The organism is Actinoplanes sichuanensis (genome assembly GCF_033097365.1).
Taxonomy (GTDB): Bacteria; Actinomycetota; Actinomycetes; order Mycobacteriales; family Micromonosporaceae; genus Actinoplanes; species Actinoplanes sichuanensis.
Genome location: NZ_AP028461.1, coordinates 12,013,569 through 12,032,486, shown reverse-complemented (window position 1 = coordinate 12,032,486; position 18,918 = coordinate 12,013,569). Strand labels below are relative to the sequence as shown.

General features: G+C 68.6%; 16 protein-coding genes. 14 read left to right on the top strand and 2 right to left on the bottom strand.

Annotated features, from left to right (window positions below; translation table 11 throughout):
• Positions 1-49: 49 nt before the first annotated feature.
• Together Q0Z83_RS55100 and Q0Z83_RS55095 are read right to left on the bottom strand one after the other, a co-directional pair.
• Positions 50-412: a hypothetical protein gene (locus Q0Z83_RS55100; protein ID WP_317791544.1), complete on the bottom strand. Its 363-nt coding sequence runs from the start codon at positions 410-412 to the stop codon at positions 50-52.
• 640 nt (positions 413-1,052) lie between these two features.
• Positions 1,053-1,574, bottom strand: coding sequence for a hypothetical protein (locus Q0Z83_RS55095; RefSeq protein WP_317791543.1), 522 nt, complete (start codon positions 1,572-1,574; stop codon positions 1,053-1,055).
• Between the two features lie 725 nt (positions 1,575-2,299).
• Here Q0Z83_RS55095 and Q0Z83_RS55090 point away from each other — a divergent pair.
• From Q0Z83_RS55090 to Q0Z83_RS55025, 14 genes are all read left to right on the top strand, one after another.
• The gene (locus tag Q0Z83_RS55090) at positions 2,300-3,460 is read left to right on the top strand and encodes a DUF932 domain-containing protein (protein ID WP_317791542.1); all 1,161 of its coding nucleotides are present in this window, start codon (positions 2,300-2,302) and stop codon (positions 3,458-3,460) included.
• Between the two features lie 115 nt (positions 3,461-3,575).
• Entirely contained in the window at positions 3,576-4,226 is a 651-nt protein-coding gene (locus Q0Z83_RS55085) for a GGDEF domain-containing protein (protein ID WP_317791541.1), read from the top strand.
• Positions 4,227-4,361: 135 nt separating this feature from the next.
• Positions 4,362-5,159 (top strand): GP88 family protein, encoded by a 798-nt coding sequence (locus tag Q0Z83_RS55080; RefSeq protein ID WP_449701853.1) that lies wholly within the window; start codon positions 4,362-4,364, stop codon positions 5,157-5,159.
• Between the two features lie 44 nt (positions 5,160-5,203).
• Positions 5,204-6,178, top strand: a complete 975-nt coding sequence (locus Q0Z83_RS55075) for a DNA-processing protein DprA (protein ID WP_317791539.1) — start codon at positions 5,204-5,206, stop codon at positions 6,176-6,178.
• A 430-nt stretch (positions 6,179-6,608) separates the two neighbouring features.
• Entirely contained in the window at positions 6,609-7,550 is a 942-nt protein-coding gene (locus Q0Z83_RS55070) for a DUF4192 domain-containing protein (RefSeq protein WP_317791538.1), read from the top strand.
• A gap of 160 nt (positions 7,551-7,710) precedes the next feature.
• Positions 7,711-9,834 carry an ATP-binding protein gene (locus Q0Z83_RS55065; protein ID WP_317791537.1) on the top strand — a complete coding sequence of 708 codons (2,124 nt, stop codon included), beginning with the start codon at positions 7,711-7,713 and terminating at the stop codon, positions 9,832-9,834.
• A 103-nt stretch (positions 9,835-9,937) separates the two neighbouring features.
• Positions 9,938-10,441 (top strand): DUF5983 family protein, encoded by a 504-nt coding sequence (locus tag Q0Z83_RS55060; protein WP_317791536.1) that lies wholly within the window; start codon positions 9,938-9,940, stop codon positions 10,439-10,441.
• Positions 10,442-10,697: 256 nt separating this feature from the next.
• A complete protein-coding gene (locus tag Q0Z83_RS55055; protein ID WP_317791535.1) occupies positions 10,698-11,369 on the top strand; it encodes a hypothetical protein in 672 nt (223 codons plus the stop codon).
• 544 nt (positions 11,370-11,913) lie between these two features.
• Positions 11,914-13,017 (top strand): DNA-processing protein DprA, encoded by a 1,104-nt coding sequence (locus Q0Z83_RS55050; RefSeq protein WP_317791534.1) that lies wholly within the window; start codon positions 11,914-11,916, stop codon positions 13,015-13,017.
• A 258-nt stretch (positions 13,018-13,275) separates the two neighbouring features.
• Positions 13,276-13,593: a hypothetical protein gene (locus tag Q0Z83_RS55045; RefSeq protein WP_317791533.1), complete on the top strand. Its 318-nt coding sequence runs from the start codon at positions 13,276-13,278 to the stop codon at positions 13,591-13,593.
• Positions 13,594-13,652: 59 nt separating this feature from the next.
• Complete coding sequence (locus tag Q0Z83_RS55040) at positions 13,653-14,249, top strand: hypothetical protein (protein WP_317791532.1); 597 nt, start codon at positions 13,653-13,655, stop codon at positions 14,247-14,249.
• Positions 14,250-14,544: 295 nt separating this feature from the next.
• Positions 14,545-15,492 (top strand): DUF4192 domain-containing protein, encoded by a 948-nt coding sequence (locus Q0Z83_RS55035; protein ID WP_317791531.1) that lies wholly within the window; start codon positions 14,545-14,547, stop codon positions 15,490-15,492.
• The gene (locus Q0Z83_RS55030; protein WP_317791530.1) at positions 15,489-16,502 is read left to right on the top strand and encodes a hypothetical protein; all 1,014 of its coding nucleotides are present in this window, start codon (positions 15,489-15,491) and stop codon (positions 16,500-16,502) included. Before Q0Z83_RS55035 ends, Q0Z83_RS55030 begins: the two co-directional genes overlap by 4 nt.
• Before the next feature lie 66 nt (positions 16,503-16,568).
• Positions 16,569-18,743, top strand: a complete 2,175-nt coding sequence (locus Q0Z83_RS55025) for a ParB/RepB/Spo0J family partition protein (protein WP_317791529.1) — start codon at positions 16,569-16,571, stop codon at positions 18,741-18,743.
• Positions 18,744-18,918 lie beyond the last annotated feature (175 nt).

Sequence of the window (18,918 nt, the reverse complement as noted above, 5' to 3'; positions counted from 1 at the left end):
TGGCGCTCCCGGCCGACACGTTCACCCGTGCCGGCCGGAGCACAGCGGCTCAGTTGCTGATGTAGATGCTGTCGCGCCAGCACGCGTCGGTCAGCTTGGCCTTGTACGTGCCGTAAAGGCCGCCGACTTTGCGGCTGTCGGTACCGGTGCCGGAGGCGATCGTCACGCCGGTTCCGGTGTCCCAGACCTTCCACGGGCTGCCCTTGCAGGCCGAGGTGGAGATGGAGATCTCGTGCTTGCTGTTGGCTGAGATCGTGCCGGTCGTGCATGTCCGATACCAGGGCTTGTACCAGTACGGGGCGGTGCACGATGTGCCGGCCGCGAAGGCCGGGGAGGCGCCTCCGCCGATGAGCGCCGTGGCCGCCACTGTGGAAGCGGCCATCACCATCAGAGTCTTCTTCAGAACATTCAACGTCCGCTCCATTTCGCGATGACGGCATTGCGTCAAACCGATGGGTCGTCGAACGGCCGGCGCCTCTACTGACGCATCGCATCAAATAACAGCCATTTCTACCTATTGACGCTTGCGACTGTTCTTTATTGCCCACAGCTTCCCAAGCTGCGGTAGGACTGTGCCGACATTTTCTTCCAGCGCGGCGAGTGCTCTCATGCGCGGAGGAACCGCTCGATGATTCGATGCTGCCGAATAGGTGAATGGCGGGATAGTTGTCTGCGGTTGTCTCCGGTCGTCCCTGGTTGACTCTGGTTGTCCTCGCAGGTCCCGGCATATACGGGATGCTTCTAATACCGTCAGTCAACGGTTGATCAGCAACGGCAGGTGCCATGAGTCCGGTCGAGCGGGCATCCCCGCCGTGTTCGCTGGGTGGCTGCCGCGACCTCACCGCCATGTCCTGACCACCAGCGCGCCGGCCACCGAACTGTTGACCGCGGCCGGCGGTCACTGGTGCTAGCTGCGTCCGGTCGGCGTGGCAGCGTCAGGCTGTCTCGCAGCGAACGCTTGCGGCCCCGCGAGGTGCAGCCCTCCAGCGGATCGGCCTTCTCGGAGGCAGCCAGAGCCCCTGGAGGGTTTCTACGAGCGGATCAACTTGAGATCAGGCGCAAAACTTCAGCCGGGGCAGGTCGCCCTGGCCTTTGATCTCCAGACCGATGCCATACCGGTTGGCGTAGGTGTAGAGCTGCGCACATGCTTTCTCGTTCGGCGCGTAGAAGATCCGCGAGTTGTAGGCCCCGGCCTTGAAGTAGCGCAGCCCGCGAACCTTCATGTTGTACTTGTGGAAGCTACTGATTCCGCGCCCCCACGGATCTTTCTTGTAGTAGATCTCCCAGGACTTGTAGTTCGACTCATGCGTCGTGAAGCCGAGGTTGCGGGTGAAATGCATGCGGACCCACTGATAGCCAGCGCACGCACCGGTCCGGCTCGCCCGCCACTCCACCCAGCCGTAGTCCGCTCCGTTCTCGGCAACGAGCCGCGCGGTCTTCCCGATCCGGTAGTTGGACTTACAGCCCGAGACCTGACTCATCCACTTGCCGTGGTACTTCGACACGCTCGCGGACGCCGGGCTGGTAACGGCCAGAACGCCGATACCCACGGCGACCGCCGTGACCACTGCCATCAGAATCGTTCTGCGCGAGCGTCTCGCCGTGGTTACCGCTCCATGGGACATGGGATGCCTCCTCAGCAGCTTTTGAAAGCATCAGGAACATCGATCGAAGCCACGCGATATGACGATTCGGGAAGTGCATCTTTCAATTCCGAATCGGTAGTTTCAGTGATTTCGAGTGTCGGATGCGGAGACTGGTAGTCCGCGTGACCTCAACCGCTGGCCTTTGCTTTCGAGATATTTGATCCGCTCCTCCGCAGTTGAGGATGCCGGGCGCAAATCAGCTCGAATAGTTGTCTGCGGGTGTCTGCGGTTGTCCTTGGCCGACCACCTCAGCTCGAGACCTGCCCCGGGAGGCTGGCCCGGTCACAGCCCCGGCAACTGCCGCCCGGCTCCGCGCGCCTGTCGCGGGATCAGTTGAGGACCCGGCGTCCTGTCCGGCGAGGCGCCGGGGGTGAGACCACGCCGAGCGGGCCGAGCTGGCCCGGCTGGGCGGCGGTGCTGGCCGGGCACGTTGGCTCGGCCCGGCGCCGTCCGCAAGGCGCGCCCGAGAACATCTTGGCCTTCGGCCAGAGATCTTCTCGTTCTCGCCGTGCCGTCCGTCCAGCCGGGCCGGCCACGGGCACCGGGGCCAGCACGCGCTCGCCCGCCGGTCGTCTCGAACCCGGCTCGGGGCGGGAGCGTCCCGTCAGCCACCGCCGCGGTGGTGGCTTCTGTGTTCGTGGAGGACGTGCCTCATGTCTCAGACGACTCTGACCGTCGCACCGAACCGTCACATCCGACTGCCCCGTCTGATGGAGATCTTGAACGACCAGAACACCCGGGCGATCGACGTGATCGCCGGGGCCGGCTCCCTACATTGCCAGGACGGCATGTTGCTGCTCGACGGCACGGAGCCGGTTCTCGGCGACGACGGCGTCACCCTGACGACGGGCGCTTACACGCTCAGCGACATCGCGCTCGGCGGGGTCAGCGAGAAGCTCAACATCCCGTTGCAGTACATGCGGCGGATGGCTGAGGAGAACGTTCCGGCGCTCGATTACAACGTCAACACCTGGATGGAGCGTGACCACCGGCGTTTCCTCGTGCGCTGCCTGCGGCACACTGCCGGTGGCAGTGACGGCGGGATCGCGCGGGCGTTCCTGTCCGACAGTTTCCTGCGGCTGGACAACCTCGAAGTGCTGCTTGCCGTCCTGGCCGGCATCCGCGACACCGGCGTCTCGGTCAATATCGATTCGTGCGACCTCACCGACCGGCGGATGTATGTCCGGTTCATCTCGCCGGAGATCGAGGTCCTAGCGCCGGAGTTGCTGCGCAACTATCGCTCGCCGTTCGACGGCCGGCGCGGCAGTGACCTGCCGGTCATCAACGGCGGATTCATCCTCACCAACTCCGAGACCGGGTTCGGCCGGTACAGCCTCGCCCCGTTCATCCGGGTCCAGGTCTGTATGAACGGCCAGACCATCGACAAGCCTCTGCTCGCCCGCACCCACAAGGGCGCCAAGATCACTGACAATGACGGGATCATCGACCCGTCACCGGAAACGCTGGTCAAGCTCCTCGAGCTGATCACCGCGCAGACCAAGGACGCCGTCCGCGCCTACCTGGACGTCGACTTCGTCACCCGGGCCGTGCGCGAGATGGAGGCAGCCGCCGGGATCGTGGTCGCCCGGCCGGACGAGACGATCAAGATCGTGGGCAAGGAGCTCAAGTACACCGAGGAGCAGCAGAAGGAGATCCTGGCGCACTTCATCACCGGCGCCGACCTGAGCGCCGGCGGAATCATGCAGGCCGTCACCTCCTTCGGCCGCAGCGTCGCTGACGCCGACGTCGCCTACCGGATGGAGACCACCGCCACCCAGGCGCTGCACCTGGCAGCCAAGGCCGCCGCGGCCTGACACCGTCGACCCCGTAGCCGGCGCGCTCACCCGGCATTCACTTCAGTCCCTTTCCCGGATCCCGCGGCCGGCTGCGGCCGCGGGATCCGGGTGTTCCCGTGTGGAGGCGCCACTCATGCACTGGATCCGCGCCGCCGTGCCGTACCTGGCCGCCGGGGCGATCGGCGTCGTCGCCGGACGACTCACCGCGACGCCGGCAATCCGGCGACTACACGCCCAAGTCGACACGCTGACCCACCGCGTTCTGCGTGACCCACTGTCCGGGCTGCTGAACCGCTCCGGGCTACAGGACGCCTACACCCGCGCAGCCGGAGAACCCCGCCAGGTGATCCTGGTCGATCTCAACGCCTTCAAGCTGGCCAACGACCAGCACGGGCATCCCGTCGGCGATCACATCCTGTCCGCCCTCGGCCGCCGACTGGCCACCCTGGCATCCCAGCACGGTGGCTGGGCAGGACGCCTCGGCGGTGACGAATTCACCGTCATCCTGCCTACGGCGACCAGCGCGACAGCCGAGGCGGTTGCCACCGCGGCAACCGCCGCCATCACCATCACTGACCTGCCGACCGGCCCGCTGACCGTGTCCGGCAGCGCCGGCCTGGCATCCGTACCCGCCGGCTACCCGTGGGACAGCGCGCTGACCAACGCCGACATCGCTCTCTACCACGGCAACCACGCCGGCAAGCCGGTCGTCTTCGCGGCCGGGATGACCTACCCGCGACCAGAAACCGACCGCCGCCGAGCCCGCGACACCACCGAGCAGTAACGGCGGGCCGGCTCGCACGGCGTCACCCGACCCGCCAACGCCTCCGCCGCTGAGTCGCCACCCGACCTGGCACAGCGCACGCCCCGGACCGGCGATCAGCCTGCTGGCCGATACACGAGAAGGGTTTCACTGCCCATGGACTCCGGCTTGTCTGCTGCCCAGCGTCTCGCTGTGCGCCCAGACCGGCTCCTGACCCAGAATCGCAACCTGCGCCGTGACGGCATCTTCAACTGGTGCCTGCCCGCCTGGGCAGGCCGGATGGCCGACGGGCGCACCTACAACGCCTGCCCCAGCGCGGGAATCTGCGCGAAGGTCTGTTACGCGCGGGCAGGTTCGTACCGGTTCCGGCCTGTCCGGGAACGCCACGAACGCAACCTCGCGTACGTGCTCGACGACCTGCCCGGTTTCACCCAGCAGATGATCGACGAGATCGGCCGTAAGCGCCGCGGCATCATCGTGCGCGTCCATGACGCCGGCGACTTCTTCTCCGACGCCTACCTGCAAGCGTGGCTGACGATCATGCAAGCCCACCCCGGCAGCAGGTTCTACTGCTACACCAAAGAAATCCGCCGCTTCAAGAAGCTCGTGGAACCGTGCCCGCCGTCCAACTTCTGCTGGGTTTACAGCTACGGCGGCACCCAGGACGACCTGCTCGACCAGTACCGGGACCGGGTCGCCGACGTCTTCCCGACCGTCGAGGCACTACGCGCGGCCGGCTATCACGACCAGTCGGCATCCGACCTGCTCGCCGTCGACGGCCCGGCACCGGTCGGCATTCCCGCCAACCGCATCCCGCACCTTCTCAAGCTGCAGGGCCAGCACACGTTCCGTAGCTGGCAGATCGAGGCGGACGCCGCCAGAACCCCACGCCGCCGGCAGCCATCGCCCCGGTCACGGTCGCCGGGATCGCCGCAGGCCAGGCCAGCAGCGTGAAGCGCCGCTGCTCCACTTCTGCTCACCGCCTTTGGGAGGTTCACATGACTCAGCACGACAGCTCGGCGACGAACTCGTCTGCGGCCGACGCGGACCGGTCTGCGCGGGTGGCGCTGACCTGTCTCTCCGACCCCGGCAACCGCAGCGTCTGGTCGATGGTTCAGCAGTTCGGCGCGATCGCCACGTTGGACCGGCTGCTCGCCGGGGACGTCGCCGACCCCGTGCTGCGGGCCGCCGTCGCAGCGCGCACGCGCACGGTCGATGCCCGGCGGGCCGCCGAGATCGCGATGCGGCGCGCGGATCGTTCAGGCATTCGGCTGGTCACACCGTCGGACAGTGACTGGCCCACGTCCCTCGACGATCTGGCCACCACGGACGTAGCAACACTCGGCGTTAGTCGTCGCGACGTCATGCCGCCGCTGTGCCTGTGGGTGCGGGGTGCCTGGTCGCTGGGCGATGCTGTCACCCGGTCCGTGGCCCTCGTCGGTGCCCGTGCCGCCACCGATTACGGCATTCGCATCAGCACCGATCTCGCCTTCGGTCTGGCCGAGCGCGGATGGACTGTGACCTCGGGAGGCGCGCACGGCGTTGACGCTGCGGCGCACAGAGGCGCGCTGACTGTCCCTGGTGGGCGCACCGTCGCGGTGCTCGCCGGCGGACTGGACCGGCCGTATCCGGCCGGGAATGCCGCCTTGTTCGACTTGATCGCCGACCGCGGCCTGCTGGTCAGTGAGTGGCCGGTCGGCGCCGAGCCGCTGCGTCACAGATTTCTCCTGCGGAACAGAATCGTCGCCGCGGTGACCGCGGGCACGGTCGTGGTGGAGGCCGCGCCGCGCAGCGGTACCAGCACGATGCTGGGCTGCGCCCTCGACCTGCAACGCCCGGCGATGATCGTCCCCGGCTCGGTGGAGTCCGTGTTGTCCCAGGGCTGCCACGTATTGCTGCGCCGCTACTCCGCCACCCGGCTGGTCACCTCGGTCGACGACGTCCTCGAGGACATCGGCCAGCCCGCGGTTTGAGCCTCTACTGCATTCGCGCCGACGAAAACGCCCGTCAGCGGTGTCGGTAGGTGCTGATGCGGCTGCCATAGGTGCAGGGCAGTTACTCGAAGGGCCGTCAGGTTGCTCGGTCGCGGCCGGCCAGAGGGGCGGTGGCCGCACTGCCCGCAAGCGCTTATACCGGCCCCGTCCCGGACCGGGCAAGGGCACGGCGCCCCGTGGCGGCCCCGGCGTTCCCACCACAGGGGCGCTGTTGCCGCTGGGGCCGCCCGGGGGCTTGGCCCTGGCCGGCCCTTGGGCCGCCAGGGCCGGTCCGCGCCCGGGGTCAGTGCGGCCCCGCGCCCATCCCGGACCGGTGTCCCGCGATCGGTGGCCTCTCCCGATCGCGGCGCACCCCCGGTGGGTTGATGCCTCGGGCCGCAGCCCGTTTGCGATCCCTAGGGGTGATCACATGCTCGAATCGGCGCCGCCTGTCGCCCGTGGCCCTGCCGATCTGCTCGCCGCCCTGCCGTACGTGGTCGGTGTTCATCCCGAGCAGTGCGTGCTCGTGCTGTTCCTCAACCTGGACGGCCGGCTCACCGACGGCTTGGTCTTCGACCGGGACGCCTCGCTGGCTTTGATGCTCGAACAGAGCATCGCCATGGCCTCGGCCACGGACGCCGCCGCGGCGTTCGTGGTGGGATACGGGCCGCTGTCAGACGCCGACACGCTCACCGAGATCGCGGACAAACTACACACGGCGGTGCGGGTCGGCCACTGCCTGCTGGTCTGTGACGGCCGCTACTACTGTCTCGGCTCCGGCTGTCCCTGCACGCCGGAACACGGCGCCGTTCTCGATCCCGACAGCAGTGTCATCCCCGCGGAGATGACACTGCGCGGCCGGGCGGTGCTGCCGTCGGCGCAGGACCTGGACGCCATGGTGGCCGCCGACACCGACGCCCAACAGCGCACCACCGCGGCGCTCGCGGCACTGCCGGAACAGCTTGCGGATCCGGTTGACGTCGTGTCTGCCAGCCTGGCGATCGCGCGAGCCGGCGGCCAGCTCGCCGATCAGCAGGTAGCCGAGCTGGCGGTGGCGCTCACTGCCCTCGACGGCTGTTGCGCGGCCTGGCGGGCCACCACGGATCAGCAGTGGCAGCACGACCTGTGGCGGGATCTGACCCGCCGGGTTCCCGACGCCTACGTGACGACGCCGGCGAACCTGCTGGCCTGGAACGCCTGGCGGCGCCGCGAGTCACTGCTCGCGTGGACCGCGCTGACCAAGGCGGCGACCGCGTCACCGGACAACGCCCTGTCCGTGCTGATCGCCACGATCCTGACCACGCCACTCAAGCCGGAGCAGCTGCCCTGGCCGCTGCCGGAGAACTTCCCGATCGAGCGGCTCCTGGGCTGACCGCCCGACCAGGCCGGTGCCCCGCGCATGCCGGGGCACCGGCCACCGCCGCGCCGTTTCTCGCCGGCTGTTGCTTCCCTCGCCGGGACACACCGCCTGCCTTCAGCGAACAGCGATGTCCCGCGCAGCCCACCTCTCGCATTACCGAAGGAGAGCATCCGTGGACAACTCCACGGCCACCGCCGTCACCGGCGACCGCCCCCACACCACCAGCAGCGCGGACGGATCAACCGTCAGCACCCTGACCTACCCCATTTCTCCGGATTACGTGAGGTCCTGGACTCCGGTTCGGGCCCTCTGCGAGTTGATCTCCAATGCCTTCGACGAGGACCCCGACGCTCGGGTCAGCTGGGCCGACGGCGTACTGATCATCGCCGACGACGGACCCGGCATCCCGGAGGAAGGCCTCGTGCTCGGCCACTCCACGAAGACCGCCGGGCAGATCGGCCAGTTCGGTGAAGGCAAAAAGCTGGCCGCGCTCGTCCTGGCCCGCAGCCCGCAGATCGGCGAAGTCAGGTGCGAAACGGTCGGGTACGGCTTCACCCCGAGCGTGCAGCGGCACCGGCTGCTCGACGGCCTGGTCCCGTCGCTGTCGCAGCAGGGCGCGGAACTGCTGGTCTACCACCTGTACCGCACCGGCCGAGTCAAAGGAACGGTCTTCACCGTCGAATGTGCCCGGGAACTCGCCGAGGAGGCACGCAGCCGGTTCCGGGCGCTGAACGAGCCCGGCTACCGGCCACCTGCGGCTCCAGGCCAGTGCGTGCTCGACGGTGAACCCGGCCGGGTCTGGATCGGTGGGGTCCTCGTCAACGTTCAACCGGACCTGCTGGCCTCCTACGATTTGCCGCTGGATGCCAAAGGCATGCAGAACCGCGACCGGACCGTCGTCGACGCCGGTGCTCTGCGCACCGCCGTACGCACGATGCTCGCCACCAGCCAGGACGAGCAGATCATCGGCCGTTTCGCGCAGCACGTGCTGGCCGGTGGAAAGCTGGCAGAGCCTGAGCAGTTCTTCGGCGACGTTCACCAGCCCTACCCGCGGGCCGCCTGGCGCCGCTGGGCCCGGACCCATCTGCCCGAGAACACGTACTACACCACCACCGGCAACGAGCAGGCGGCGCTGAGCCTGATCGACAACGGCTACACCGAGATCACCGCGAACGGCCTGTCCAGCTACCTGCAACGGTCCCTGATGGATCTGCTCGGCGTCGAAGTGGCCAAGACGCAGCAGACCCGCCACTACGAACGCGCCCGCAACAAGACCACGTGGGTGCCCGACCGAGAGCTCACCGCCGCCGAACGCGCCACCCTCACCGCGGGCAGGGACCTCGTGCGCCAGGCCATCGGGCCGTTCGCCCTGGACCGGGTCCGTGTCTACTCCGCCAGCGAGAAGTCACCGTGCGCCGACGGCTTCTACACTCCCAGCACCGGCGACACAGCGATCCACCGCGATGTTCTCGCCGACCGGCATCGCACCCTACTGGTGCTGATCCACGAGGCCGCCCACCGCGTCGCCCACCGGGGCGGCGGACCCTGGCTGCCGACCGCGGACTACCAGGACCGCACCCGCGGCTTCGAGTACCGGCTCAGCGACTTCGCCGCGCTGCTGCTCGGCTACCTCGCCGACAACACACCCCTCCCCGCCGCCGTCGACGAACCGGCGCGCACCGGCCGGCAACCCCGCCTGGCACCGGCCGACGATCCCGCGGTACCCGGGGTGCGCCGCGAGCTGGCACACCTGCTGGCCGACCGGCTACCTGGCGCCCTCGCCGATGGCGGCTTCCGCGACGCCCAGGACCTGGTCGCCTCCACCGGAGTCCACCCGGACTACTGGCGCACCCTCACCCACCCGAAGGTCGCCGGACACCGTCAGCAGCGCGGCGGCCGGGCCTGGGACTACGACAAGAACGCGCTGCTCGCCACCGCGGCCGGGCTGCACCCGCCGGTCGTCTGGCTCGGCTATCACCTGTGCGAAGGACCCCTGCACGGCCGTCCCCGCGCCAAGTGGGGCCAGCCCGGACGCTGGGCGAAGAAGATGCGCGACGCCATGGAGCAGGCCTGCATCGACCTGGAGAAGCTCGGCGAACCCTACGCGCAGCACATCCCGGCCCTACGCGATCTGGCCGAAGGCCGGACCCCGACGGTTATGGACGACGACAGTTGGCATGCCCCGGCCCGGTCCCTGATCGCGGCGGAACGTCGCCGACTCGGTCTCGACAGTCCTCCGCCTTCCGATGCCAACGGTGCCGGGCCCGCCGTCGCCGAGGCCGACGACCACGGCTGACCTAGGGCCACGCGCACCGGCCGTCGCCGGGCACGGCGCTCACTGCGATGCCCGGCGCTGGCCGTCGCCGATTCCCCCTCCACGCCGCAAGGAGAACACCAGCATGTCGATCAGGTTGGAACGCGTCGAAGCAGCTCATGACGTCCGTGTCCTGGACAGCGCCGAGACGTTCGAAATGTCCAAAGACGGTGACGCGCCTGAGCCCGAGGGCACATTGTCGATCATCACCCTCAACGGTGAAGACGGCATCCAGATCGCCGGCACCGCGACCGCACTCCACGACTGGCTCCACCGCGCCCAGGACCACCTGACCGCCAAGACCGGCGGCCCGCGAATCCTGTGTGTGCTCGACCTTTCCACCAACCACCTGCCCCGCAACGTCTGCGACGCCCTCGACTCCTACTACGGTGTCACCGCCCATGACACTGAGTACGGCTGGTTCCTGCACGTCCCGAGCACGCTGCCCGAGCACCGCGATCATCATGCGGACACCGTGCCTGACGCGGTATGGCGGCTGTGGGAGTACGCGAACACCTTCGGAGCCCTCTACATTCGGCTCGACCGCGACGCAGACCGCGTCGACGCGTTGCCGTCGTGGGACTGGTGAAGCCGGTACTGGCCGAGGCCACGGTGGATTCTGCGCTCGACGCCGGCTGCGGCTGCAGCCTGATTCTACTGAGACTCCCGGTTCGACGACGCCGGCCTCGGCACTCCGCCGGAGGCTGAAGGCCGGCGTCCATGATGCGGCTGACCGCCGGAACGCCTTTCGACCATCCACAAGGGGGCCATACCGAACGCTACGATGATCGCCGATGTCGTCGAGCGATTTCCTACGGGGAGGAATGATGCGCGCAGGACGTTGGATGATCGCGGCAGCGGTGACAGCGACCGTTCTCGCCGGATGCAGCGACGCCGGGGACGAGCGTGCCCGCACCGTCGATGACACTGTCCCCGTCGCACCCGCCGGGCAGGCGCCACTGCGAACGCTGACCGCCGAGCAGGCAAAAGGTGCGCTTCTGGCCGCGAGCGATCTGCCGACTGGCTGGGTGGCCGAGCCCGATACCGGCGCGGTCAAAAAAGACTCGTCCGGGGACTACGACGAGTGTCCTGCGTACGACGCCGCCATGCAGAAGGTGAGCCGGGCCGACGACATCGCTGCTGACTTCACCGCCCCCGACGGATCCGACTTCAGCGAGGCGCTGCTCCCGCTTGCCGAGGACGACGCTAAAGACCTGTTCACCGAATTCTCGGCCGCCGTGACGGCATGTAAGAAGCTCACGACCAAGACGGACAGCGGCGTCACTTTCGACATGCATTTCGTGGCGCTGTCGTTTCCTCAGCTCGCAGATGAGACGTTCGCGTTCCGCACGACCGCCACCGTTCTCGGCCGGACCATGAATCTCGACATGGCAATGGCGCGGCGCGGTGGCGTGCTGGCCTTCATCGTGCAGCAGGCCAGTGAGACGATCGATACCGCCCTGACCGAAGAGGTGGCCCGCCGGGCCGTCACAAAGGTTGACGCTGCGTTGTCCTGACCGGCCAGTGGTCGATGCCGGTACGTCAACGTTCGACGGACAGACCCAGACGGTCACCGACGGCCATCTTGCTGAGGACGAGCCGGTGAGCTTCACCTAACAGGAGCCGGCTCCGAGAAGCTGCTCTTCTACGTGGGCAGGAGCTATTCCCGATGCCGCCGTTCCTCGCGGTGGTAGAGCGGGCCCGGCCCCGGTGGTGATCGACGTGGTGGAGTGCCCTCAAGGCAGACGCCGGAGGGCAAGCCAGCGAGTCGTCGCCGATCGCGGTGCGCCTCACGATCGGCATGTTCGCGAGAACGAGCAGGTGTCGCGCCGGCCGGTATGGGACGGGGCACGGTCCCGCCCGGGCCCCTCCGTCGTCAAGCCACCGGCCGCCACAGCAACTTCGTTTCTCATCGTGCGATGTCGCCGCGGATCGGGGTGAACGGGGCCGGGGCTGGACACCGGCTGGGCACCGGGTGGGCCGATCTCGTGCCGTCCCTCCCGGCGGCGCCCGCATCACCGGCTCCGCCGGGTCCACCGCCAGTGGTGACGCGGAGGCCGCATGAGCACCGACGATGATCGCACCATCCGAGCGGGTCTGTCCTACTACACCGGACGCGCCCTGCCCGACCACCTGATCGACGCCGTCCATGCCCTGGGTTTACAGCCGGGGTCCTGGGCGTTTCCGAAGCCCGCTGCCGGGCTTCCCGTCAGCCGGCAGCAAGCACTGGACAACCTCCAGGCTTTGGGTAGCTCGCTGCGCGAGCGTGCCGCGGAGGCCTCAGCCAGCCTGATCGTCCCGGACGATCCTGGCTGGCCGGCCGGCGCCGGCTGCGACGACCTGCCGTGCCTGTGGATCAAGGGCAACCGGGATCTCGCTGCCCGTCTCGATCAATCGGTAGCACTCACCGGCTCCCACGCCGGCAGCGAGTACGGCCTGCGGGTCGCCGAAGAGTTCACGGCCGCTCTCATCGACGGGCGGCAGACGATCGTCACGAGCCCTGCACCTGGAACTGACCGGCGCGTGCTGTCCGCGGCGCTGTCGATGCCAGGCGGCAGGACGGTCGTGGTCAGTGACCGGGGGCTCGACCAGCGTTTCGGTCCCCCGGTCGCCGAGGTAGTAGCGCGGGCAGTGGCCCGTGGGGCGGTGATCAGCCCGTTCCCGCCCGGCTCGAGCCCCACGCCGTCCCGCAGAATCTTCACCGACCAGCTGCTGTTCCGGATCGCCGCTGGCACCGTCGTGGTGGAAGCAGCGCTGGGCAGTCAGATCATGCTGGCCGCCCGGCACGCGGCGCGCGCCGGCTTTCATGTCTTCGCGGTGCCGGGACCGGTCACCTCGGCCCTGTCAGCCGGCTGTCACCAGCTCATCGGGGAAGGCTGCGCGCAGATGGTCACCGACGCCGATGAGGTGATCAACGCCGCCGGCTACGACCGGCCCTCCTTCATCAAGCCGTTCACCGTGACCGCCGACGTACACCGCGGTGAGGCCGCTGTCGGCCGCCAACGGTTCGGGCCGTTCCCGGTGTGGGCCGCGTCGGTCGCGCACGCCGCGAACACCGCGTTCGACATCGTGGTCGGCGCACCGGACGTCCCGGTCGACCTCACCGTCTGGGTACACAGCGCCGACGGCGGTCGCGAGGCCATCACCATCAGCCGCGCGAGCTGACACACCACACCCGTCCCTTCGCACTTCTTTCCCTCACTGGTTCCGGGCGCTCACCTGCGGGTGGGCGCCCTTTCGCTGTCTCTGGAGACGTTGATGCCTTTCTCCCTGGTGGGGTTCTTCTCCTCGCGACGCGACCGTCGCCGACAGACCTGGTCATTCGTGCATGCTGATGACACCAAGCTCCCCGCACCCCGGCAGGCTGATTCGGAGCCGGAGGCCGCCGATGTGCTTCAGGCGGCCGTAGACACGCTCGACCCCATGACGCGCAGTTTCGGCGGCGATGTGGCCGATTTCGTCGAGGCCTGCATCGGTGCGCAGGTCCTCACCTTCGACGCCCCGATTACCGGGATCCGCATCGAGCCGACCGTGCTCGGCGAAAGTCGGGACGGCGGATTTCTGATCCTGGTCACCGTCGGCGAATCCACCACCGTGGCCTCCGGCCGGCTCGGCGCCGACCTGTTCCGCGACGCCGACGACATCGCCGCGCACGTGCTGGGTGCCGTCCTGTCCACCGCGAACAGCATCTACCGCACCCTGCTGTCCACCGCCGCCGAGCTATCGCGGGACCAGAGGTGAGCGCGGCGAGCACACCACCGTCTACCGGCTGCCCGTCTACGTGGACGCAGGCACACGCGGTGGAGATTGTCACCGATGGGCTGCTGCCGGACCGGCGTGCGCTGATCGTCGTCGACGGTGACCCTGCTGCGCCCTGGGGTGACGCGTTCGCTCCCGCCTTGCTGATCGATCTCAACGGGCGGGCTCGACTGGCCGGCGACGTGTTTCAGCCGGCCGGCGGGGCCCGGGTGGTGACAGCGTACGAACGTCTCGCCGATCCGGGCCGGTTTGAACGCTATCTGCGGCAGTGGCACGGCACCACGAGCGTGGCGTGGCTGCGTGACGGGCAGAGCACCGTCGCCCTGTTCGACACTCGCGAGTACCGGGCCCGGTCCGGTGCGCCGCACCTGGCCGACGATGTACGGCAGTGGCGGTGCTGGCTCACCGGCGAGGTGTACGGGGTCATCCTGCAGCAACGTCTGAATCTCCCGGCGTGCCCGTACTGCGGCTCTGACCAGCACGGCCTGTGGGTCAAGGCGGACTCCTGGTGGGACGTCTACGGGCTCGGAGAGGCCCGGCTGCTGGCGGCCTTTCTGCTCGGCGAGTCTGCTTCCGCAGGCGCGGATCCAGCCGAGGAGGACGACGGGCTGATAGATCCAGGAACCTCAGAAGGGTGATACGCCACGGCTGCCCGGCCGCATAGCCTCAGCCGCGTCTCACGGCGCCGCCCGTATGCCGGCTCCTCACTGGCGACGCCTCTCCGGCCAGCTGTCGTGACCAGGACGATCCCGGCGTTTCGCTACCGGCGCACAACACCTTTCGCCGTCGTCTTCAGCGGTGCCGCATCGCCTGCGACCGGCGCTGTGTCCTGGCCGAGGGCACCTTCTTGATCGCTTCCCCCATCACTGGGTCCCGCCGGGCGCTGATGGTGCCCCGGCGGGCACCCGACCCTGCCCGAAGGAGCCCACCATCATGTTGGAATCCGCTTTTCCTCGGCGACAAGGCGGCGCTGATCAGCTGCTCGGGATGGTGCCGTATCTGCTCGGCTACCACCCGACCGAAGCACTGGTCGCGATCATCAAACGGCCTGATCGGCCCTTGCCGCGGGTCGTCAGCTTGCCGCTGAGCGAGCCCAGCACGGTGCTGCTGAACCACCTGATGTTGCAGATACCCGAGAAGGCGTCCGGCATCGTGCTGATCGGTTACGGCCCGGCCGCCCACCGGGCGAAGATCGCCGCCGTCAGCGAAGTCCTCCAGCTTCTGGCGCCCGTCGTCGGCCGGTTCCTGTACACCGACGGCATCCTGACCTGCCTGACCCCGGAGTGCACCTGCTCGGCCGCCGGAGGTGTGGCTGTCGACCCTCGCAGTACCCGCCTCGCTGCCGAACTGGCCATGACCGGTCGGGTGGCCTTGCCCTCGCGGCAAGACGTGCACACGCTCGTTGCCGCCGACCCCACTGCCCAGGCTGCGACCGAGGCGGCACTCGACAGCCTCGACACGGCCGTCGCGTCTGGCCCGGCGGACCTGGCGTCGCTGATGGTGCCCGCCCCCGCTGGCGATCGGCTCACCGACGAGCAGGTCGCGCGGCTGTGCCTGGCACTGCACGACCAGGACAACCTGGTCACCGCGTGGCACCGTACCCGCGGGCGCCGCCGGCACCTCGAGTTGTGGCTCGACGTCACCCGCCGTGCCCCCGAGCAGCACGCTGGTGCGCCGGCTGCTCTGGTCGTCTGGTCGGCCTGGTGCCGCGGCCAGGAGGCGCTGGCCGAGGCCGCCCTCGACCGGGCCCGCGCGGTCGCCCCCGATCACGGGTTCACCCGCATTGTCGGGTATCTCGTCGACGCGCACCTGCCCGCACACCGGCTGCGCTGGCCGCTCACCCCGCGTCTGGACGCACCGTCGTCGGGGAACCACTCGTGAGCGGCGCCGTGCTGATCACAGGCGACCCCGACATCACCACGGCGGTGCGTGAGCTGGCGATCCGCGCCGGCCTTCCCCTGAGCGTGCACCAGCAGCACGACCTCATGGCGAAGCGGGACACGTCGGCGCTGATCGTCGTCGGCGCCGATCAGGTCACCGCCATCGACGAGCAGCCGGTATCCCCGGATCAGATGATCATCGTCGCGGCGGGGACATCGCCGGTCACCGCGGACCAGGCAGTAAGCGGGCGGCCCGTGCTCCGGTTGCCGGACGGTGAGCAGCACGTTGTCCACCTGTTCGAGAACACCGCTGCGCCCGTTCTCGACCGGCTACGCGCCGCGGGCTGTCGCATCGGGTTCACCGGCCCCCGCCATCGCCGGTCCGGGTACGTGCCGCCGTTGGAGGTCACCGACTGGCGTCGCGATCCGGGGCAGGGCGTTTACGTCAACTGCGGCCAGCTCGCCTGCGGTGATGCGGACATCGGACTGGCTCATCTGGTCCGGCGCAGCAACTTCCGCACCCTTCACCGCCGGTTCCCTGCGGTGTGGACCGACACCGTCGCCGACGACCTGACCGAGCTCGGCGCGTTCGTCGCCGACCTGCCCGCTGCTGCCATCGACGCCCTGTGCTCATTGACCGGCCGGGAAACAGTCCTCGACGCCGACGATCACCGGTCAGTCCACGAGGACGACATCATCGAGTCCTGGGCGCTGGGAGCCGCCGTCGACGTGTACTCGCGGCTACCGCCCGCCTGTCGGCGGGTGTGGGACCGCACCTGGCCGCACCGGGTCACCGAACTGCTGCGAGAAGTCGTCGACGACACCGGTGTCGGGCCGGTTCATGACGGCTGGCAGGTGCGGTGGCCGATCACCGAACTGGCTCCGCTGCTCGCCGCCCGGCTGATGGCCGAACAACGACGCACACCGCCCGGCACACCATCGGCGATCACCGCGCTGCAGGACCACGCGGCGAGGCACCGATACCCCCGTGCACGTCGACCCAACCGCTGACGCTTAACCAACGGTAGTTCCCCACTCAGCATCTCAGTTCCGAACAGCTCATCGAGCTGCCAGGAGATGGCTCGACCTGGGCGCCGAACAGCGGTATGGCGCAGCTTTTCGAGCGTTTTGAATTCGCGTTTGCCGAGAAAGCAATTCTTCGGCACGAACGCCTTTTCGGCATTTTCGCTGGCCCTTTTCAGGCTCGCCGCCGTGGCGGCGGCCCCGGGCTGGCGCTGGCCCTTGATCCTGGCCGACCGCGTCTGGCCCCGCAAGACCCACCGGTCACCGCGCCCACCGGGCTGCGCTGTTGCCGCCCGGTGGGTCTTGCGGGTCTGCGCCGATCGGCCGGCCCGAACGGATCGTGCCAGCACCGCTCAGGGCCACCCAGCCCTCGGCGGACGTATTTGGCCCTTTTCTTTCTCTGCATGGGAGGACGGATCCATCGTGACTACTGTCGCTATCAGCACGGAGAACTCCAGCGAGGTCGCTGAGCGACCGGACACCGGCATCGATGAGGTATCGGTGGAGACCGGCCTCGAACCGGCATCGCCCGTCGTTGTCGGGGAGATCGTCACCGGCACGATCCGGCTCAACACCGGTGAGGACGTCCAACTGCCGCCGTTTCGGGCCGGCTACCTCGATCCGCGGCACCTGCGTGACAGCCCGCTGCACCCTCGCAAGGAACTCGGTGACCTCGCCGAACTGGTCGCATCGATCAGCATGTTCGGTGTTCGTGATCCGCTGGTGGTCGTTGGCCGCCCGGCACCGGTCAACGAGCTTTCCGCCGAGCCGACGAACTTTGCCGACAGCGGCGAGACGGATGAGCCGGTCACTGAGGTTTTCGAGGTTCTCGGCGGTAAGCGCCGCCACTACGCGGCGATCGAAGCCGGCCAGGCTCTGGTGCCGGCCATCATTGTCGAGGACGCCGGCGCCGCGTTCGAGATCCTGGCCATCCTGGAAGCCAATGCCCACCGTAAGGACCTCGAAGCCATCGAGGAGGCCGGCGCCTACCAGATGCTGCTGGAACTCAACTGGGACGTCGACGCCATCGCCCAGGCCCGCAACATCGCGGTGGAGCAGGTCCAGACAGCGGTCAAAGCCTTGACGCTGCCGGCCCGGGCGCAGCGTGCCCTCAATTCGGGCGCGCTGACGTTCGACATGGCGCAGGGCCTGGAGGAGTTCGCGGACTCCCCGGAGGACCAGCAGCGGCTGCTCGACAAGATCGGCAAGGGCGAGTACGAGTTCAAGCACACCCTCAGCGCGCTGCGCGACAAGCGCACGTACCGCCGCAACCGGGACCTGGCGAAAGCTCAGCTTCTGCTCGACAGCGTCGACGTCACGCCCAAGCCGCGCGGGTTCGGCTACGACAGCCCGGCGGTGGCCGCAGACCGGCTCGTCGACGCCGACGGCCAGCCCCTGGACGTCGACAAGGTCAAGACCTTGCCGGGGTTCCACGCGTTCGTGGAGAAGAACGGCGGTCAGGCCCGCACCGTCGTCTACTGCGAGGACCCGGCCAAGTTCGGCTACCAGCGCCTGGAGGCCGACGAGCACGAGGGCATGAGCCCGGAGGAGATCGCCGAGCAGCAGGAGACGGAGCGGCGCCGCGAGGAGCTGCTCGACGGGCTCCGCGCGGCCGTCACGGTGCGGCACGAGTTCGTGCAGCGCAGCTATGGCACCGTGAAGGGCTGCCGCAAGCTGGCCACCATGGCGCTGCGGGCGGCCAACAACGGCCATTCCATGTACCGCGGCGGCGGTCTCGAGGACCTGTACCGGGCCCTCGGTGGTCTCACCAGCGCCGAGATCGCCACGGCGGGTGAGGACCGGCTGCGCCGCAGCCTGATCGCGAAGTACGCGTGCGCCCAGGAGAACAACCTCGACGACGCGCTGCGGCGCAACCTGAGCTGGATCAGCAAGGAACCCGCGGTCGCCTGGTTCGACCGACTCACTGCCGACGGCTACCCGATGTCCGAGGCGGAGAAGGAGCTCTACCAGAAGCTGCTGCCAGCCACCGTAGCCGCCGCCGACGAGGACGAGGACGAGGACGACGCGCAGGCCACCGCCGCGGACGAACCGGACGCGGACGCCGACGACGATCACATCGGCGGCGACGCGGAGCTCGATGGTGAGACGCCGCCGACTGTCTCCGACGACGGTCCCGAGGGTGCGCAGGCATCCGATCCTCTGGCTCCGCGATTCACGATGCTCGACACCGAGCAGGACGACGACGCGGAGTACGCAACTGCTGCGTGACCGTTGCCGCTGACCCACGGTGGGGGCTCTGCGCTGTCCGGGCAGAGCCCCACCGTGTCCTGGCTCCAGCCGCGTCCACGTCAGCTCACCGACACGATTCACCGTCCCGGTGAGGACGGCGAATCGCTAGTCCAGCACCGGCGCACGCAGCTTCCGGCGGCCACGGATCGACCGG

What these genes read in the sequence shown, in the direction of transcription:
- Q0Z83_RS55095 (WP_317791543.1), bottom strand. Translation starts at nt 1,574, where the DNA reads ATGGCAGTGGTCACGGCGGTCGCCGTGGGTATCGGCGTTCTGGCCGTT.
- Q0Z83_RS55090 (WP_317791542.1), top strand. Translation starts at nt 2,300, where the DNA reads ATGTCTCAGACGACTCTGACCGTCGCACCGAACCGTCACATCCGACTG.
- Q0Z83_RS55085 (WP_317791541.1), top strand. Translation starts at nt 3,576, where the DNA reads ATGCACTGGATCCGCGCCGCCGTGCCGTACCTGGCCGCCGGGGCGATC.
- Q0Z83_RS55080 (WP_449701853.1), top strand. Translation starts at nt 4,362, where the DNA reads ATGGACTCCGGCTTGTCTGCTGCCCAGCGTCTCGCTGTGCGCCCAGAC.
- Q0Z83_RS55075 (WP_317791539.1), top strand. Translation starts at nt 5,204, where the DNA reads ATGACTCAGCACGACAGCTCGGCGACGAACTCGTCTGCGGCCGACGCG.
- Q0Z83_RS55070 (WP_317791538.1), top strand. Translation starts at nt 6,609, where the DNA reads ATGCTCGAATCGGCGCCGCCTGTCGCCCGTGGCCCTGCCGATCTGCTC.
- Q0Z83_RS55060 (WP_317791536.1), top strand. Translation starts at nt 9,938, where the DNA reads ATGTCGATCAGGTTGGAACGCGTCGAAGCAGCTCATGACGTCCGTGTC.
- Q0Z83_RS55055 (WP_317791535.1), top strand. Translation starts at nt 10,698, where the DNA reads ATGATCGCGGCAGCGGTGACAGCGACCGTTCTCGCCGGATGCAGCGAC.
- Q0Z83_RS55050 (WP_317791534.1), top strand. Translation starts at nt 11,914, where the DNA reads ATGAGCACCGACGATGATCGCACCATCCGAGCGGGTCTGTCCTACTAC.
- Q0Z83_RS55045 (WP_317791533.1), top strand. Translation starts at nt 13,276, where the DNA reads ATGACGCGCAGTTTCGGCGGCGATGTGGCCGATTTCGTCGAGGCCTGC.
- Q0Z83_RS55035 (WP_317791531.1), top strand. Translation starts at nt 14,545, where the DNA reads ATGTTGGAATCCGCTTTTCCTCGGCGACAAGGCGGCGCTGATCAGCTG.
- Q0Z83_RS55025 (WP_317791529.1), top strand. Translation starts at nt 16,569, where the DNA reads ATGGCTCGACCTGGGCGCCGAACAGCGGTATGGCGCAGCTTTTCGAGC.